Below are 16,353 nucleotides of genomic sequence, written 5' to 3'. Positions count from 1 at the left end.
CTGATCCGTGCTGGTCTGGCCAGTGCCGACAGCCGCTTTACCTATGCATTGGGGCGTCTGGCCCTGTGGATAACCTCACCCGATGTGGACGTGCGCGCACAGCTGCACAGCGGCCAGTTCCGTAAACTGGCGTTGGCTAACCCGCGCCTGGCGCCTTACGGTACCGCTGCACAGCAGACGCTGGCAGCTCTGGCACTGACCGACAGCGTGGCGNNTCACAATGGCGCGCCCTTTGAGGTGTTTCTGTCGGCCGATCAGGCCAAGCCCGAAGCTCTTATCCGCGCCGGTTTTGCCAGTGCCGACAGCCGCTTTACTTATGCGTTAGGGCGTCTGGCCCTGTGGACAACTACCCCCGATGTGGACGTGCGCGCACNNATCGCCGCACGCTTTCAGCAGCACAGCGGCCATCGGCTGATAATGGCCTTTGGTTCATCCGGTAAATTCACCGCCCAGATTCACAATGGCGCGCCCTTTGAGGTCTTTCTGTCGGCCGATCAGGCTAAGCCCGAAGCGCTGATCCGTGCTGGTCTGGCCAGTNNCTGGCACTGACCGACAGCGTGGCGGCCCGGCAGGTGATGGGGGAAAACATCGCCCAGACCTGGCAGTTTGTTGCCAGCGGTAATGCCCAGCTTGGCTTTGTTGCGCTGTCGCAGGTGATGAGCGGCGGCCATATCAATAACGGCAGCGTCTGGATTGTACCCGACACTCTGTATCAGCCGATCCGTCAGGAGGCGGTGCTGCTGAAAAAAGGCGAGCCGAATCCGGCGGCCAGAGCATTTCTGGCTTTTCTGCAATCGGCGGAAGTAACGGAGCTGATCCGTGGTTATGGCTATCACCGGGAGTAACGCATGTTGTTAACCGCAGCAGACTGGCAGGCGGTCTGGCTGACGCTGAAGCTGGCGACACTGGTCACCATGTTGCTGTTGTTAATCGGCACGCCGCTGGCGTGGTGGCTGGCGCGTACCCGCTCTGTCTGGCGCGGCCCGGTATCGGCACTGGTGGCCTTGCCGCTGGTGCTGCCGCCGACCGTGCTGGGGTTTTATCTGTTGCTGGCGCTGGGACCAAACGGTCCGCTTGGCCAGCTGACGCAGACACTGGGGCTGGGGCTGCTGCCGTTCAGCTTCAGCGGACTGGTGCTGGCCTCGCTGCTGTATTCACTGCCCTTTGTGGTGCAGCCGGTGCAGAACGCCATAGAAGCCATGGGCGAGCGGCCGCTGGAAGTCGCCGCGACACTGGGCGCAGGACCCTGGGATCGCTTCTTTACTGTGGTTCTGCCGCAGGCCAAACCGGGTCTGCTTACTGCCGCAGTGCTTGGTTTTGCCCATACCGTCGGCGAGTTTGGCGTGGTTCTGATGATTGGTGGCAATATTCCCGGTGAAACGCGGGTGATCTCGGTACAGATTTACGATCATGTTGAAGCCCTGAGTTACGCTCAGGCGCACAGTCTGTCGCTGATGATGCTGTTGTTTTCGTTTGTGGTGCTGCTGCTGATGTACAGCCTGAACCGCCACAGCCGCCTGAATTTTTCCATGAGCCGCCCATGACCGATTTGCACCTGAATCTTGATCTTCGCCGTGGCGACTTTCGCCTGCAACTCAATACGGCACTGGCCGGGCAGGGCGTGACGGCGGTATTTGGCCCCTCCGGCTGTGGCAAAACCACGCTGCTGCGTTGCATTGCCGGACTGGAGCAGGGTGGCGAGATTCGTCTGGGAGAAGAACTCTGGAGCAGTGCGCGGCAAAGCCTGCCGGCGCATAAACGTCCGCTGGCACTGGTGTTTCAGGATGCCGGTCTGCTGCGTCATCTGAATGTGCAGGGCAATCTTGATTACGGGGTTAAGCGTGCGCGCAAACGAGGGCTGACACCATTACCCGCAGAGCAGGCCCGGCAGGTGCTGGAGTTGCTCGATCTGCTGCCACTGCTGCAGCGGCCGGTGCAGCGTTTGTCCGGCGGCGAGCAGCAGCGTGTGGCGCTGGCGCGGGCACTGCTGATTAATCCGCGGCTGTTATTACTCGATGAACCGCTGTCGGCACTGGACAGCGCACGTAAGCAGGAGGTGTTGCCCTATCTGCGCCGCCTGCATCAGGTCTATCAGGGGCCGATACTCTATGTCAGTCATGCGCTGGAAGAGGTGGTGCAACTGGCCGATCAGCTGCTGGTGCTGGAAAAGGGTACGCTGAAAGATCAGGGCAGGCTGGGCGATGTTCTGGCACGGCTCAGCCTGGGCGATGAAACCGGCGTGGTGCTCGAAGGTACCGTGGCTGCTCAGGAAACGGACGGGCTGGCGCGGCTGGCTCTGACTGCAAATGGAACAGCCGCTGGCAGCGCAGAGCTTTTACTGAGCGCGCCTGAGGCGCGTGTGGGTGATCACTTACGTGCGCGGGTGCTGGCGCGGGATGTGAGTATCAGCCTCAGCCGTGCGGACGACAGCAGTATCCTCAATATTCTGCCGGTCAGGGTTGAAAGCCTCAGCCAGAGTGGCGCCTCGGTACTGCTGAATCTGCGCTTGCCGGATGGTGAATTACTGCGTGCCCGGTTGACGCAGCGTTCGGTGACTCAGTTGGGTTTACAGGCGGGCATGTCCGTCTGGGCGCAGGTTAAGTCGGTCGCGCTGGCCGGTTAAATTGTGCTCCATAAAAAACGCCGCTGCGGGAAACCACAGCGGCGTTTTCAGTTAAATGACCCTGATTCAGTGAATCAGGCCAGAGGCTCGTCCACCCGTTGCAGGCGGTTATCGCCGCTCAGGGTGCGGTAGCTGCGGGCATGGTAAGTGTCGGCAGAACGCTTAAGGATCTGTGGCACGTAGTACCAGTCGGCCTGAACCTGTTCGCGGTTAGCGCTCAGCAGGATAAAACCGTGCTGGCGCAGTTCGGCAAACTTGATGTGCGGGCTGGCATCCATAATGGTCTGTGCTCCGGCTTCGGCAATCACCGGCGGGAAACCCGGGGAGGTGACCGATGGGCAGACAAATTCCACCGCCAGAGAGCCTTCACCGCTGTAGCGGTTGTAGTTGTTGCGGTCGTAAGGGTTGTCGCTCAGATCGGCAGCAAAAGAGCTGTGTACATCGCCGGTAAGAATCACCACGTTATCAATCTGCCCGTTGCGCAGCAGCGCCAGCAGACGGTCGCGGGTGGCGCTGTAGCCGTCCCAGCTGTCGAGCCAGAGAGACGCGCCGCCGCCAAAATGATCCGGCAGATTAATAAAGTAGCGCTGCGCCATCATCACCTGCTGACCTACGATCTTCCAGCGTGCGCTGCTGCTCTGTAATTGCTGATGCAGCCAGGCTTCCTGTTCAAAACCAAGCAGGGTGCGGTTTTCGTCTTTGGCTTCGCGCTGTTTATCGGTGCCGGATGGTGCTTCGTCACGGCCTTCAATACGGGTATCGAGCATCAGCAGGTCGAGCAGATCGCCGTAGCGCAGGTTACGGCTGATACTGCCGTTGCTGTTTTCGCGGATCGGCATCCACTCGAAATAGGCTTGCTTGGCGGCGGCTTTACGCTCGTTCCAGTCACCTTCGCCGGCGTTATGGTTTTCGGCGCCGTAGGCGTTGGAGTCGTTGGCAAATTCGTGGTCATCCCAGACGGTGATAAACGGATGACGCTGGTGGGCGGCTTTTAAATCTTCATCCAGTTTGTACATGGCGTGGCGGCGGCGGTAATCGGACAGGCTGACAATTTCATGAGCAGGAGCCAGCGCACGTTTTTCGCGCAGCAGCAGTTCGCCGTATTCGTCCTGAGCGTATTCGTAGATGTAGTCGCCGAGGTGGATGACGGCATCCAGATCGTTGCGGTTGGCCAATGCGCGGTACACGTTAAAGTAACCGTGCGGGTAGCTGGAGCAGGACACCACGGCAAAACGGGCGCTGTCGATATCGCCTTCCGGGGCGGTGCGGGTGCGGCCGATTTCGGAATCTTTGCCCAGGGCACTGAACTGGTAGAAATAGGTGGTGCCGGGCTGCAGGCCGTCGGCATCGACTTTAACTGTGTAGTCGCGGCTGGCGTCGGTGCGGAAGTCGCCGCTGCGTACCACCTGAGTCATGCCTTCATCCAGCGCGACTTTCCAGCTGACGGTCAGTGGCATATTCACTTCCGGCAGAAAGTGGGTCCAGAGGATGACGCGGTCGGCGCGTGGGTCGCCGCTGGCAACGCCGTAGTTAAAATGGCCGGGATCATTGGCTTCAATTGGCGTCGGGCTGCTCATCGCCATGCTCAGGCCGGACTGGCTCAGGGCTCCCATACCGGCAACGCCGGCGCCGGTGCGGGATAAAAATTTACGGCGGCTGATATCCATGTCGGACTCCTTTTTTATAGGTGGATCGGCATACAATCCACGCGACGGGTGAGTGTGGTGCGTGCTAAAGAATGCGCGAGTCTAGGCAGGCTCTGTGTCAGCGCGGTGACAGTTTTTTGAAACTTTGGTACTTACGTTTTACAACCTTGGCCCGATTGTTCGCATGGCTGGCGTAAGTGGTGTAAACAGTCCCTGGCGGTGCAATGCAGCGGTGCGATGTAGTTGTGCAACGCAGCGTTGTAATGTCATGGGGCAGAACGGAGAAAAGAACGTGGCATTAGAGCTGCTGGCTGAAGAGCAGGTTGAGATTTCCGGTTTTGGCGGCATCCGTGAACGGGTGCTGGTAATGGACCCGCGTCAGTTTGGTCATCATGTGCGCGAGGAATGCTGGCCCGGTTTTGGCGCCTGTGTTTATTTAGCCAATGCCTGGTTTTTACCCGGTGGTTCGACCGGACTGCACAGCCATGAGCAGATTGATATCGTCAGTGTGATGACCCGTGGTGAACTGCATCATCAGGGCAGTATCGGTGATGGTGAAGTTTTGCAGGCCGGACAGGTGCAGTTACAGCGCAGTGGCATCAAAGGTTTTCGTCATAACGAGCAGAATCCGGGCGCGGATTATCCGGCTATGGTTCAGATCTGGCTGGTGCCGCAGAGCCATGAAGGCGAGGCGTGTTATCAGGTTATTGAGCTCAATCCGTCCGGCCTGACCTGTGTGTACGGTGGCGAATTGTTTGCGGCTTCAACCCGGGTGGATGTGCTGCAACTGGCGGCAGGCGATGAGTGGACGCTTGACGATGATGCGCTGGGTTATGTATTCCGTGGCACGGCCATCAGTGCCGATGGGCAGCGTTTACAGCGCGGGGATTTGTTCAGGCTCAGCGGACAGTCACTGAGCCTGACGGCGGAAAGCGGTTTTGCGCTGGTGATGATCCGCGAGGCCTGATTGCGGAATTACCACTCAATACCGGCCTGAGCTTTAACGCCGGCTTTAAAGGCGTGTTTTTCCATTTTCATATCGGTGACGGTATCGGCCAGATCGCGCAGTGCCGTTGGTGCACCACGGCCGGTCAGAATCACATTCTGTTCTGGCGGACGGTTTTCCAGTGCAGTTTTTAATTCATCAAAATCCAGCAGGTCGTAGGCCAGCATATAGGTGATTTCATCCAGCATCACGGTGCGCAGCTCAGGATTGCTGAGCATGGCTTTGGCTTTTGGCCAGACCGCATCAAAGGCGCGCTGATCCTGTTCTTTATTCTGTGTTTCCCAGGTAAAACCTGAGCCCATCACTTCGTGGGTAAGACCCGGCAGGGTGGCAAGAATTTTGGCTTCGCCGCAGTCCCAGGTGCCTTTGATAAATTGCACCAGACCGGCTTTGTAGCCGTGGCCCAGCGTGCGGATAACGGTGCCGAAGCCGGAGCTGCTTTTTCCTTTACCATTTCCGGTGAGCACGATGATAACGCCACGTTCTTCCTGAGCGCGGGCGATGGCGGCATCGACCTTCTCTTTATGCTTCTGCATTTTCTGCTGGTGGCGATCGGTATTGGCTGTTTGCTCGCTGTTACTCATACTTTTTTGTGATTCCTGAAAGGTGGGATTTCCGCTGGCTAACGGGTGTTCACTCAGTCCTTAACTATACTGGATTACAACCATCGCCTGAACCGGGAATGCACAATGGATGAACGCAAGTTAAATCAGGATGTTACGGCCGATCCTGATCCGCAGGAAACCAAAGAATGGGTCGATGCCATTCATTCTGTTATCCGTGCCGAAGGGGTCGAACGCGCCCATTTTCTGATTGAGCGCATCGCCGAACGCGCCACCCGCGATGGTATGCCACTGCCTTACGCGCTGAATACGCCTTATCGCAATACCATCGCTCCGGAAAATGAAGCGCCGATGCCCGGCGATCTGTTTATGGAACGCCGCATCCGCTCGCTGGTGCGCTGGAATGCACTGGCCATGGTTTTGCGCGCCAACAAAGAGGGCGCCGGCGATTTAGGTGGCCATATCTCCAGTTTTGCTTCCAGTGCCACACTCTATGATGTGGCCTTTAACCATTTTTTCCGTGCGCCTAATGCCAACAGCGACGAATCACCACTGGGTGACCTGATTTATTATCAGGGCCATGTAGCGCCGGGCATTTATGCGCGTTCTTATCTGGAAGGCCGTTTTCAGGAGTCCGATCTGGAACGCTTCCGCCGTGAAGCGTTAGCGCCGGGTTTATCCTCTTATCCGCACCCGAAACTGATGCCGGATTACTGGCAGTTCCCGACCGTATCTATGGGGCTTGGGCCGTTGCAGGCGATATATCAGGCGCATTTTATGCGCTATATGTCCGCGCGCGGACTGGTTCCGCGTAAAGGCCGTAAGGTCTGGGCTTTCCTTGGTGATGGTGAGTGTGACGAACCGGAAACCCTGGGAGCTATTGGTCTGGCCGGACGGGAAAAATTAGAGAATTTAATCTTCGTTGTTAACTGCAACCTGCAGCGTCTCGATGGCCCGGTTCGCGGCAACGGTAAAATTATTCAGGAGCTGGAGAGTCAGTTTCGCGGTGCCGGCTGGAATGTCATTAAAGTGGTGTGGGGACGGCATTGGGACCCACTGCTGGCAAAAGACCGTAAAGGCCTGCTGCAGAAGCGCATGGATGAAACGGTCGACGGTGAATATCAGAATTACAAAGCCAAGGGGGGAAAATACACCCGCGAGCATTTCTTTGATAAATACCCGGAGCTTACGGAGTTAATTAAAGATTTATCCGATGACGATATTTTCCGCCTGAACCGTGGCGGTCATGATCCTTATAAGGTGTATGCCGCCTATCATGCGGCAGTCAATCATAAAGGACAGCCAACGGTTATTCTGGCTCACACCATTAAAGGCTACGGCATGGGAGCCGAAGCCGAAGGACAGAACCAGGCACATTCGGTCAAAAAACTCGATATTGAAAGCATTAAAGCCTTTCGTGATCGTTTTGATATTCCGGTGCGTGACGAAGATCTGCCGCATTTACCGTTTTACCGGCCACCGTCAGACAGTCCGGAGCTGACCTATATGCGTAAACAGCGGGAAAAGCTTGGCGGCTATTTACCGCAGCGTACAGAAAACTGGACGGCATTAACCGCTCCGGATCTGGAATTTTTTAAAGCCCAGACCGAAGGCACAGGTGAGCGTGAAATATCCACCACCATGGCTTTTGTGCGCATTATGTCGCAGCTGGTGAAAGATAAAATCATGGGTGACCGTGTGGTGCCCATCGTACCGGATGAAGCCCGTACCTTTGGTATGGAAGGTTTATTCCGCCAGTTAGGTATTTACTCATCCGAAGGCCAGTTATACGAGCCGGTCGATCAGGGTCAGGTAATGTATTACCGCGAGGATAAAAAGGGCCGTATTCTGGAGGAGGGCATTAACGAAGCCGGTGCCTTTGCGGCCTGGATGTCGGCGGGCAGTTCGTACAGTACCAATGGTCTGGCGATGATTCCGTTTTATATTTATTACTCGATGTTTGGCTTCCAGCGCATCGGCGATTTAGCCTGGGCCGCTGGCGATATGCAGTGCCAGGGATTTCTGATTGGCGCAACTTCGGGGCGGACAACCCTGAACGGCGAAGGTTTACAGCATCAGGATGGCCACAGCCATATTCTTGCATCCACCATTCCCAACTGTGTCAGCTACGATCCGACTTATGCTTATGAGCTGGCCGTGATTATTCAGGATGGCCTGAAACGCATGTATGAGAAGAAAGAGAAAGTCTTCTATTACATCACCAGTCTGAATGAAAACTACGTGCATCCGCCGATGCCGGAAGGTGTGGAGGAAGGCATTAAACGCGGGCTGTATCGCCTGAAAATGTCAGCAATTAAAGGCGCAAAAAACAAGAAACCGGCACGCATTCAGTTGCTGGGCAGCGGTTCTATTTTGCGTCAGGTGGAACAGGCCGCCTTGTGGCTGGAAGGTAAAGGCATTGCCGCCGATGTCTGGAGCGTAACGTCCTTTAATGAATTACGCCGCGATGGTCTGGCCTGTGAGCGCACAGCGTTATTGTCCGCGACTGAGCAGCCTCCGGTTTCCTGGGTTACCCGTCAGCTGGCAGACAGCGAAGGCCCAATCGTTGCCACAACCGACCATATGAAAACCTATGCCGAACAAATCCGTGCCTTTATTCCGGAAGGGCGGCGTTACCGCACACTGGGCACCGATGGTTTTGGCCGCAGCGACTCGCGTGAAAATTTACGCCGCTTCTTTGAGGTGGATTGGCAACACGTAGCCTGGGCTGCGGCAAGCGAACTGGTCAGGAGCGGTGCGTTAAAAGCCGCCGATCTCGAACAGTGGCGCAGCGAACTGAATATCGATGCCGCCAAACCTGACCCACTGTACAGCTGAGGATGGATGCATGACGACTTTAAAAATCCCGGATCTCGGTGGGGCCAGTCAGGTTGAAGTGATCGAAATTCTGGTCAGCCCCGGCGATACGGTCGACATGGAACAGGCATTAATTGTTCTGGAAACCGATAAAGCAACGATGGAAATTCCGGCCGAAGCCGCCGGCGTGATTAAAAGCCTGAGTGTTAAAGTGGGCGATAAGGTCAGCAGCGGTGATGTATTCGGCGAGCTGGATGGTGATGCCTCAGGTGCTGAGGAAAAAGTCACTGAAGAAAAAAACGCTGAAAGCGCTCCCGCTGTAGAACAGAAAACGACGGAAGCTTCGGTAAAAAATGCTGTAGAAAGTGCGCCAGCACAGAACGCTGAACCTGTTGATATTGTTATCCCGGATCTTGGTGGCTCTGAACAGGTGGAGGTGATTGAGGTTCAGGTCAGTGCCGGTGATGTTATTGATGCCGAACAAACCGTGCTGGTGCTGGAATCGGATAAAGCGTCGATGGAAATTCCGGCCGGTCAGGCGGGTTCTGTAATCAGTGTCGCCGTTAAAACCGGTGACAAAGTCAGTGCCGGTAATGTGATGCTTAAATTGCAGCCGGTGGCTGGTAGTGCAGTATCTGCGGAAAATAACGCTGCTGAATCTGCAGCGGCTGAAGTGGTACCGGCAGAAAAAACAGCAGTACAGGTAACAACGCCAAAAACAACGCCAACAACAACCGTTGCAACAGCGACAGCAATGACTCCTGCTGCCGAAGTGCATGCCGGCCCGGCGGTGCGTAAGCTGGCACGCGAATTTGGTGTCGATCTGGCGCAGGTCAGCGGCAGTGGGCCAAAACAGCGTATTACCAAAGACGATATCCAGCGTTATGTAAAACAACGGCTGAGCAGCGCACCAGCTCCGGTATCGGCTGGTAGCGGAATACCAGCAGTGCCCGTGGTGGACTTTGCCAGATTCGGTGCGGTCAGTGAAACACCACTGAACAATATTAAACGGGCAACGGCGCGGGCCATGACAACGGCCTGGCTGAATGTGCCACAAGTCACGCAATTTGATCAGGCCGATATCACCGGTCTGGAGCAATACCGTAAACAACAGAACGAACGCTATGCCCGCCAGGGAATAAAATTTTCAATCGTTCCTTTTGTGCTGAAAGCCATTGCCAAAGCGCTGGAGGATTTTCCGTCCTTTAATGCTTCTCTCAGTGCCGATGGTGAAAAGCTGATTCTGAAGCACTACGTTCATATCGGCGTGGCGGTTGATACACCGAAAGGATTACTGGTGCCTGTCATTCGTGACGTTAACCAGAAATCGGTTACACAAATCACACAAGAGCTTACCGATAAGGCCGAATTGGCCCGACTGGGTAAGCTACCATTAGCTGATATGCAGGGTGGCTGTTTCAGTCTGTCCAGTCTCGGTGGTATTGGTGGTACAGCGTTTACCCCTATTGTGAATCCACCGGAAGTTGCCATCCTTGGATTATCGAAAGCGTCAATGCAGCCGGTATGGGATGGTTCGGCTTTTGTGCCGCGTCTGATGCTGCCGTTATCACTGTCTTACGACCACCGGGTTATTGATGGTGCAGAGGCTGCCCGTTTCAGTCAGCGTCTGGTGATGTACCTGCAGGATTTACGTGATGTGCTGATGTAGCTGTACACATCCGGGCAGTGCCTGTAAGTCGGATGCATGTGTTTTAAGGCAATAAGTTGGGCAATAAAAGCCAATAAAGAGTACCCAGAGAACCGTCGGTTGAAAGGTCTGTCCTGCACCAAAGGTCTCCTGATAACAAGCATAAGTAAGGGTGTGAGGAGTCTATGCTGAAAGCGCTAATGTGGCCGGCAATCAAATTTATGGGGCAGCTGAGTTATGCTGCCAAATTCGGCCTGATCAGTTTTCTGTTTATGGTGCCGCTGGTGGTTCTGAGCGGTCAGGTGTTTCTGGCTGCCTTTGATTCCATGAAAAAAACAGAGCTGGAACTGAGTGGTTTGCAGACCACCCGGCATCTGTTCGAATTTGCCCACGAACTGGAGGCGTTCCGTGATCTGGCGGCGGTGGTTCCACACCAGAATAATGACGAACTCCGCACCCGCGCCGAACAGCGTATGAACGATATTCCACAGCAGATTCAGAAACTGCTGCAAAGCACCGACGATGAAGATTTACTGGCATTATTAAAAGGCTGGGAAAAGAAATATGCCCATCGCCTGAAAATGACCGGTGAGCATCGTCAGCCGACCTTCCGTGATCAGTATAAGTATTATCAGATTGTAATTGACGAGCTGTATCTGGTTATTCGTCAGTACACTCAGTCTTCCGGTATATCCCTGGATTCTGATGGCGACATTCAGCGTCTGGTGGGAATTCTGATGACCCTGCCGGAAACACATCTTGTCGGCGGTATGGGACATGCGGCCGGTGTCTATGCCTTTGTTGAGCAATATTTACAGTCAGCCACTTACGACCTGATGAACGTTGTTTACGATCAGCTGCTGGCGGCACAGCCTAATATGCAGCTGATGGTCAGCAGTGCTGAAGCGGTTGGCGATGCCGACCTGCTGACAGCAGCGCAGGGGGCTGTTAAAGCGCTTGATAATGTCCGTATTAAAATCGATGAAGAAATTATTGCAGCGGCCACCATTGAATCCAGCTGGCAGGACTTTGATCAGTTCTATCAGACTCAGCTGCAGGTGTTAAAAACGATTGAAGATAAAGTCTTTCCGTTAATCGGACGGAAATTGCAGGCACGCCTTGATGGTCAGCAAAAACGCATCGGTATTCTGGCTCTGGTTCTGCTGTCAGCACTGACCATTATTGTGTACCTGTATCTCGCCTTCTTTATGTCTATCCGTTACACCATTAAGCGCTTTTCCGGTACCGCCCGCGATATTGCCAATGGTGATCTGACCCATGAGATTAACTTTCATGGCCGTGACGAAATGGGGCAGTTACGCGATGCCTTTAATGAAATGATCGGCAATATCCGTAACACCCTGACCGCGGTAAAAGACAGTGCCGGTTCGGTCAGCGCTAACGTAAACGAAGTGGAAAGCATTGCTAACCGCAGCCGTCAGGCGGTGCAGATACAGCTTGAACAAACCAATCAGGTTTCGCAGATTATCAGCGACATGGCAGACCGTGCCGTGACCGTAACCCATCTGGCAGAAGAGGCAGAAGAAGCGGCGCACAGCGGTCATAAAAAATCCGATGAAGCCGGACAGGTTGTTACCCGGGTGATGGATCAGGTGCGCAGTCTGGCCGATGAAATGGCCAACTCCATGGAAGCGGTCAATCGTCTGGCAGAGAATTCCTCCAGCATCAGCAGTATTCTGGCGACCATTAAAGGCATTGCTGAACAAACCAATTTACTGGCACTGAATGCGGCTATTGAGGCAGCGCGTGCCGGTGAACAGGGCCGGGGCTTTGCCGTGGTTGCCGATGAAGTACGTACGCTGGCGAGCCGCACTCAGGGATCGGCACAGGAAATTGAAGGCCTGATCAGTGAAGTGCAGAAAAATATCGTTAGTGCGGTCGACACCATGGAAGTGAACCGCAAAATGGTGGAAAGCACAGTCTCTCACTCTGAACAGGTCAGCACCACACTGCATGAAATTCAGGTCAGCATGGGCGATATTCAGAAGAAGACGACGGATATTGTCGTGACCGCCAACGAGCAAAAACGCAGCGCAGCTGATCTCGAACATAACCTGGAAGCAATCCGTAACAGTGGCCAGCAGACGTCCAGCAACGCCGAAGGAACCGTGCAGGCCGTACGTCAGACTCAGGCCATTACTGATTCACTTGCGCAGCGGGTTGAACAATTTAAGGTCCGATAAATACCAGCGATATGTCATAAAAACGCCCACGATACAGTGGGCGTTTTTTATGGTGCGTCAGACTACGGTATCAGGAATTATCGTCGTTACGCTTATGCCGGCTTTGCCAGATAACCTCCTGACCATTATCGCGCCGCGCAAGAACCCGGGCGAGAATAAACAACAGATCAGATAAACGGTTGAGATAACGCAGTGCCAGCGGGCTGACAGTTTCAGTGCGGGCCATTTCAACCAGAGAGCGCTCAGCACGGCGACAAACGGTACGTGCCATATGCGCGCAGGCGGCGCAACGGTTGCCGCCGGGAAGAATAAAATCTTTCAGCGCTGGCAGGGTATCGTTCAGTGCTTCGAGATTATCTTCAATATCCTGCAGTAACTCTTCACTGAGGGCATAAAATCCCGGTACTGAAAGTTCACCGCCAAGGTCGAACAGATCATGCTGAATCTGATGCAGCAATGGCTGCAGGTCGTCATCAGCACTCAGTTCGGCGCGCAGTAATCCCATCCAGGAATTCAGCTCGTCCACATCACCGATGGCATGGATACGCTCGCTGCTTTTACTGACACGGGAACCGTCGCCCAGACCGGTTTCACCACCGTCGCCGGTTTTGGTTACGATTTTGGATAAACGGTTGCCCATATAATCACCATGTTAGTTGTTGTCGTACCCGGAGGCTCAGAAGTCACCGATATTCTGTTCAACGGTCAGAAACTCGATCTGAACCGGTTTTAATGCTGTTTCAACGGAACTTAATTGTATTTCGTTCAGAGGCTTCGGTGCTGAAAAATCAGCGGCCGCATCAATGCGGATAATCTTATTTGCGGAGCCGGGAAGGCCCAGCCACAGTACTTCGCCTTTGCTGGCCAGTGCTGAGATATTACCGGAAGCAAGATCATTGCTGACTAATGAGACAGAGTTGTCCGCATTCAGTGAGTAAAGCGTGTCAACCGAAGAACCTAAATCACCGTTCCAGCCTTCGTAGGTCGTGAAAAAAATCTTGCCGCTTTCCGTTGTAGTGATGCGATTAACGGCATATTCATCAGTCAGAACTTCTGTTGAAAAGTCATTCAGGTTAACGGCTTCAATACCACCGGAGAGCGGATAGTAAACGAGCGATCCAAGGTACATTGTATCGCCATAGACCACACCACTCTGGTGGTTGGCAAGACTGAGTTCAATCGCCTGTGTACCAGGGGTTACTGAATCCGTATCAATTTCTTCCCAGCTGGTGGCATCAAAAACAACTACTTTTTCGTTGCCGGATGACGCCCAGGACGTCAGGTTCTGCAGAGTGATATACACTCTGTTGTTATGGGTGAATACCATATCCATTTCAGGTACTTCATCATTTTCACCACTCACATGATGGCTGATATCCAGTTCACGGATAAGAAAATCCCCCGCGTTTTTTGCCGCAAGATTGACGACCCAGGCCTTAGCTTGACCGTAGCGTGTGATCACTGCGGTATCATCGGTAATGAAGCTGACATTATATGGATTGGCGGATGTTGTTTCACCGGCTGAGCGCATGGAGTAGCCTTCACCAGGGTAGTAACCGAGCTGCGGGTTGTCTATGTGATACTTCTGAATGGTATCGATGTCTTTACGGCCAATATGGTAGATGTATTCGCCTCTTGTTGCGATACCGTAATCGGTTTCTGTCTTTGAATTATAGTTGCTGGCAACATCGGTACTGCCATCGGTAAATTCAATCATGCTTTCACTTTTACCTTTTGATTGAACGACGGCAATATCGGTAAACGTGATTTCTTCAGATTTATTGTCTTTATCGTTACATCCGCTTAACAATAACGCGGAAGAAATGATAGCCGCTATTACGGGAGAATTAATTTTAGACATCAGATTTTTCACCATTGGTAGTGGGCACGCAGAAAGAACATGCGGCCAGGTTCAGGATAGTAAGGGTAGTCACGGGCGGAATTACTGGTTGCATCTGTTACGTTCATGCTGACCCGCCAGTTTTTTCTCTGGTAGCCTGCGGATGCATTCCAGCTGTTTTCAGCATCTTTTTCGAGTAAATTCGAATTGTTGTAATAACCATCACTCTGGCGGTAATTTCCGACAGAGAAATCCCAGTTGTTTTTTGTCCAGGATGCACTGAAATAGCCTGAGAACTGACTGTACCCGGCTGCCTGATTCCCTTCGTAATAGGGTATTGGGGTGTATTCGATGATTTTGTTTGATTGCAATGTAATGCTTGCTGAAAGCGATAACGCTGACCAGATATTCCAGCGAATGTCTTGTTCCAGCCCGGTATGGCGTGTTCGTCCAAGGTTGTCAAAATGAATAACGCCCCGGCTGTCGCTTTCGGAAATAATAGCGTCGCTGATATTGCGCAGATACAAACTGGTCGTCAGCGCTATCTTACTGTTCTGGAAGCGCAGGCCTGTTTCATAGTGCTCAGCCTGTTCGGGCAGCAGGGTTGGGTTTCCCATGCTGGTACCACGATCACCGAATAATTCGTTAGTGGTTGGCAGGCGCACCTGATGAGCAATATTGGCGTAGATAATAATGCCGGATGGCAGGCGCTGGTCGATGCCCATAGACCAGGTGTTAACATTATCCTGACGGTTATTTCCCAGTCTCTGAAGATCTTTGTCGGATAGACGTATATGGCTGAATTGCGCAGTTAACTCAAGGCTGTTCAGTGTGTATTGTAAACGACCGCCATTATCCAGCTGTTGTCGCTTATAAGTGGTTTCGCAACCGTTACCATTCAGACATTGCTGTTCTTTCTCGCTTTCATTCAGTAAGCGGAAATCTGTTGCTGTTTCTTCCAGTTGTAACCGGCTGGTAAAAACGGCATTGAAATTGTCGCCACACATATAGTGGTTAATCTGAAATTTCTGGCCATCGGTAATATAGCGATTCAGCTGTGCACCCAGACCGATATTAGAGTCACGATCATCATAAAGCTGATCCTGACGATAAATGTTGCCGGATATTTCTGTTTTTTGCTCTTTGCCCCATATTTTTTGCCAGTTTAATTGCAGGCTGTCGGAATCTGTTTTTAATTGCGCATGGTTGGCTGGAAAGTTGATGCGTGATGTTAATCCACGTTTTCCCCGGCCAGACTGAACAGCAATGTTAAGGTAGCTGTCTCCCAGAGCCTGTCGTCCTTTAATCAGCCACTGATATTGCTGACTTTCGTTGTTGTAACGTTTTTCATATCCCGGTTGTTGCGGGTTATCGACAGGTTGTGGTTCGAGATAGGTAAAATCATTATCTGCCTGCAGTAAATCACCACTGAGCAGCCACTGAGATTCTGCACTGCCAAAATTCTGGCTGAGCGTGTACTGCCGGGTTCCGTAGCTGCCACGGGTTGCGTGAGCTTCTCCCTGATTTATTATTTCTCCGGCAAGACTGCGACTGCGGATATGGATAATTCCGCCGACGGCCGACGATGATAGTTCTACCGGGGCAATGCTACGGTATATATCGACAGTTTCAGCCTGTGACAGTGATATTTTACTTAAATCAGCACCACCGCCGTTGAGTGAGTTAATCTGCAGGCCATCCCAGAATACCAGTACCTGCTGTCCGCTTGAACCGCGGATTACCGGGCTGGAATACTGACCGATACCACCGATGCTCTGAATGTCTATGCCACTTTGCTGCCCGAGCAGTTCAGGTAGCAGAATAAATTTACGGGTAAATTCTTCTCTTTCAATCCGTTGATGGTGGCCACTGAGGAAATCAGGAGAAAAGCCGGAATCGTTGTGCCCGTAAACAGCAACAGTGTTCAGTTCGGTCGTCGAAAAGGCGGGCATAGCAAAGCCACTGAGCAGGCAAGTCAGTGTCATCAGGGAATTCAATCTGCAGCG

The 16,353-nt window shown here is 53.2% G+C and carries 13 protein-coding genes; 8 read left to right on the top strand and 5 right to left on the bottom strand.

What is annotated here, in order from left to right:
• From B3P58_RS08315 to modC, 4 genes are all read left to right on the top strand, one after another.
• Positions 1 to 549: substrate-binding domain-containing protein (locus tag B3P58_RS08315; RefSeq protein WP_286716944.1), on the top strand; the 549-nt coding region annotated here is incomplete at its 5' end.
• 8 nt (positions 550 to 557) lie between these two features.
• The gene (gene modA / locus B3P58_RS08310) at positions 558 to 845 is read left to right on the top strand and encodes a molybdate ABC transporter substrate-binding protein (RefSeq protein WP_286716942.1); all 288 of its coding nucleotides are present in this window, start codon (positions 558 to 560) and stop codon (positions 843 to 845) included.
• Positions 846 to 848: 3 nt separating this feature from the next.
• Entirely contained in the window at positions 849 to 1,544 is a 696-nt protein-coding gene (modB, locus tag B3P58_RS08305) for a molybdate ABC transporter permease subunit (RefSeq protein WP_145466238.1), read from the top strand.
• Positions 1,541 to 2,623, top strand: a complete 1,083-nt coding sequence (gene modC / locus B3P58_RS08300) for a molybdenum ABC transporter ATP-binding protein (RefSeq protein WP_286716938.1) — start codon at positions 1,541 to 1,543, stop codon at positions 2,621 to 2,623. Before modB ends, modC begins: the two co-directional genes overlap by 4 nt.
• Positions 2,624 to 2,697: 74 nt before the next feature.
• Here the strand turns inward: modC and B3P58_RS08295 are convergent, their stop codons facing one another.
• A complete protein-coding gene (locus B3P58_RS08295) occupies positions 2,698 to 4,290 on the bottom strand; it encodes an alkaline phosphatase D family protein (protein WP_286716935.1) in 1,593 nt (530 codons plus the stop codon).
• A 271-nt stretch (positions 4,291 to 4,561) separates the two neighbouring features.
• Between B3P58_RS08295 and B3P58_RS08290 the strand changes: the two genes are divergently transcribed.
• A complete protein-coding gene (locus tag B3P58_RS08290; RefSeq protein ID WP_286716933.1) occupies positions 4,562 to 5,236 on the top strand; it encodes a pirin family protein in 675 nt (224 codons plus the stop codon).
• A gap of 8 nt (positions 5,237 to 5,244) precedes the next feature.
• Here B3P58_RS08290 and cobO read toward each other — a convergent pair whose 3' ends face one another.
• Entirely contained in the window at positions 5,245 to 5,859 is a 615-nt protein-coding gene (gene cobO, locus B3P58_RS08285) for a cob(I)yrinic acid a,c-diamide adenosyltransferase (protein ID WP_145466230.1), read from the bottom strand.
• 105 nt (positions 5,860 to 5,964) lie between these two features.
• On the opposite strand from cobO, the gene aceE reads away from it, so the two are divergent.
• The 3 genes from aceE (at position 5,965) to B3P58_RS08270 (ending at position 12,507) form a co-directional block, all read left to right on the top strand.
• Positions 5,965 to 8,676 carry a pyruvate dehydrogenase (acetyl-transferring), homodimeric type gene (gene aceE, locus B3P58_RS08280; RefSeq protein ID WP_286716931.1) on the top strand — a complete coding sequence of 904 codons (2,712 nt, stop codon included), beginning with the start codon at positions 5,965 to 5,967 and terminating at the stop codon, positions 8,674 to 8,676.
• Positions 8,677 to 8,686: 10 nt separating this feature from the next.
• Positions 8,687 to 10,324 carry a dihydrolipoyllysine-residue acetyltransferase gene (gene aceF / locus B3P58_RS08275; RefSeq protein WP_286716929.1) on the top strand — a complete coding sequence of 546 codons (1,638 nt, stop codon included), beginning with the start codon at positions 8,687 to 8,689 and terminating at the stop codon, positions 10,322 to 10,324.
• Between the two features lie 164 nt (positions 10,325 to 10,488).
• Positions 10,489 to 12,507 (top strand): methyl-accepting chemotaxis protein, encoded by a 2,019-nt coding sequence (locus B3P58_RS08270; RefSeq protein WP_286716928.1) that lies wholly within the window; start codon positions 10,489 to 10,491, stop codon positions 12,505 to 12,507.
• A gap of 70 nt (positions 12,508 to 12,577) precedes the next feature.
• Here B3P58_RS08270 and B3P58_RS08265 read toward each other — a convergent pair whose 3' ends face one another.
• Genes B3P58_RS08265 through B3P58_RS08255 form a run of 3 tightly spaced genes read right to left on the bottom strand, consistent with a single transcriptional unit; the run spans position 12,578 to position 16,332 of the window.
• The gene (locus B3P58_RS08265; protein ID WP_286716927.1) at positions 12,578 to 13,147 is read right to left on the bottom strand and encodes a cob(I)yrinic acid a,c-diamide adenosyltransferase; all 570 of its coding nucleotides are present in this window, start codon (positions 13,145 to 13,147) and stop codon (positions 12,578 to 12,580) included.
• Positions 13,148 to 13,183: 36 nt separating this feature from the next.
• On the bottom strand, positions 13,184 to 14,383 hold the full coding sequence (locus B3P58_RS08260) for a hypothetical protein (protein ID WP_286716925.1): 1,200 nt from the start codon (positions 14,381 to 14,383) through the stop codon (positions 13,184 to 13,186).
• On the bottom strand, positions 14,377 to 16,332 hold the full coding sequence (locus tag B3P58_RS08255) for a TonB-dependent receptor (protein WP_286716924.1): 1,956 nt from the start codon (positions 16,330 to 16,332) through the stop codon (positions 14,377 to 14,379). The genes B3P58_RS08260 and B3P58_RS08255 overlap by 7 nt, the downstream gene beginning before the upstream one ends.
• Between the last annotated feature and the right edge of the window lie 21 nt (positions 16,333 to 16,353).

Source organism: Thalassolituus sp. UBA2009, assembly GCF_002335285.1.
In the GTDB taxonomy this organism is placed as follows: domain Bacteria; phylum Pseudomonadota; class Gammaproteobacteria; order Pseudomonadales; family Oceanobacteraceae; genus Venatoribacter; species Venatoribacter alkanivorans.
The sequence above is the reverse complement of the archived record's forward strand: the minus strand, read 5'-3'. Positions and strand labels throughout refer to the sequence as shown.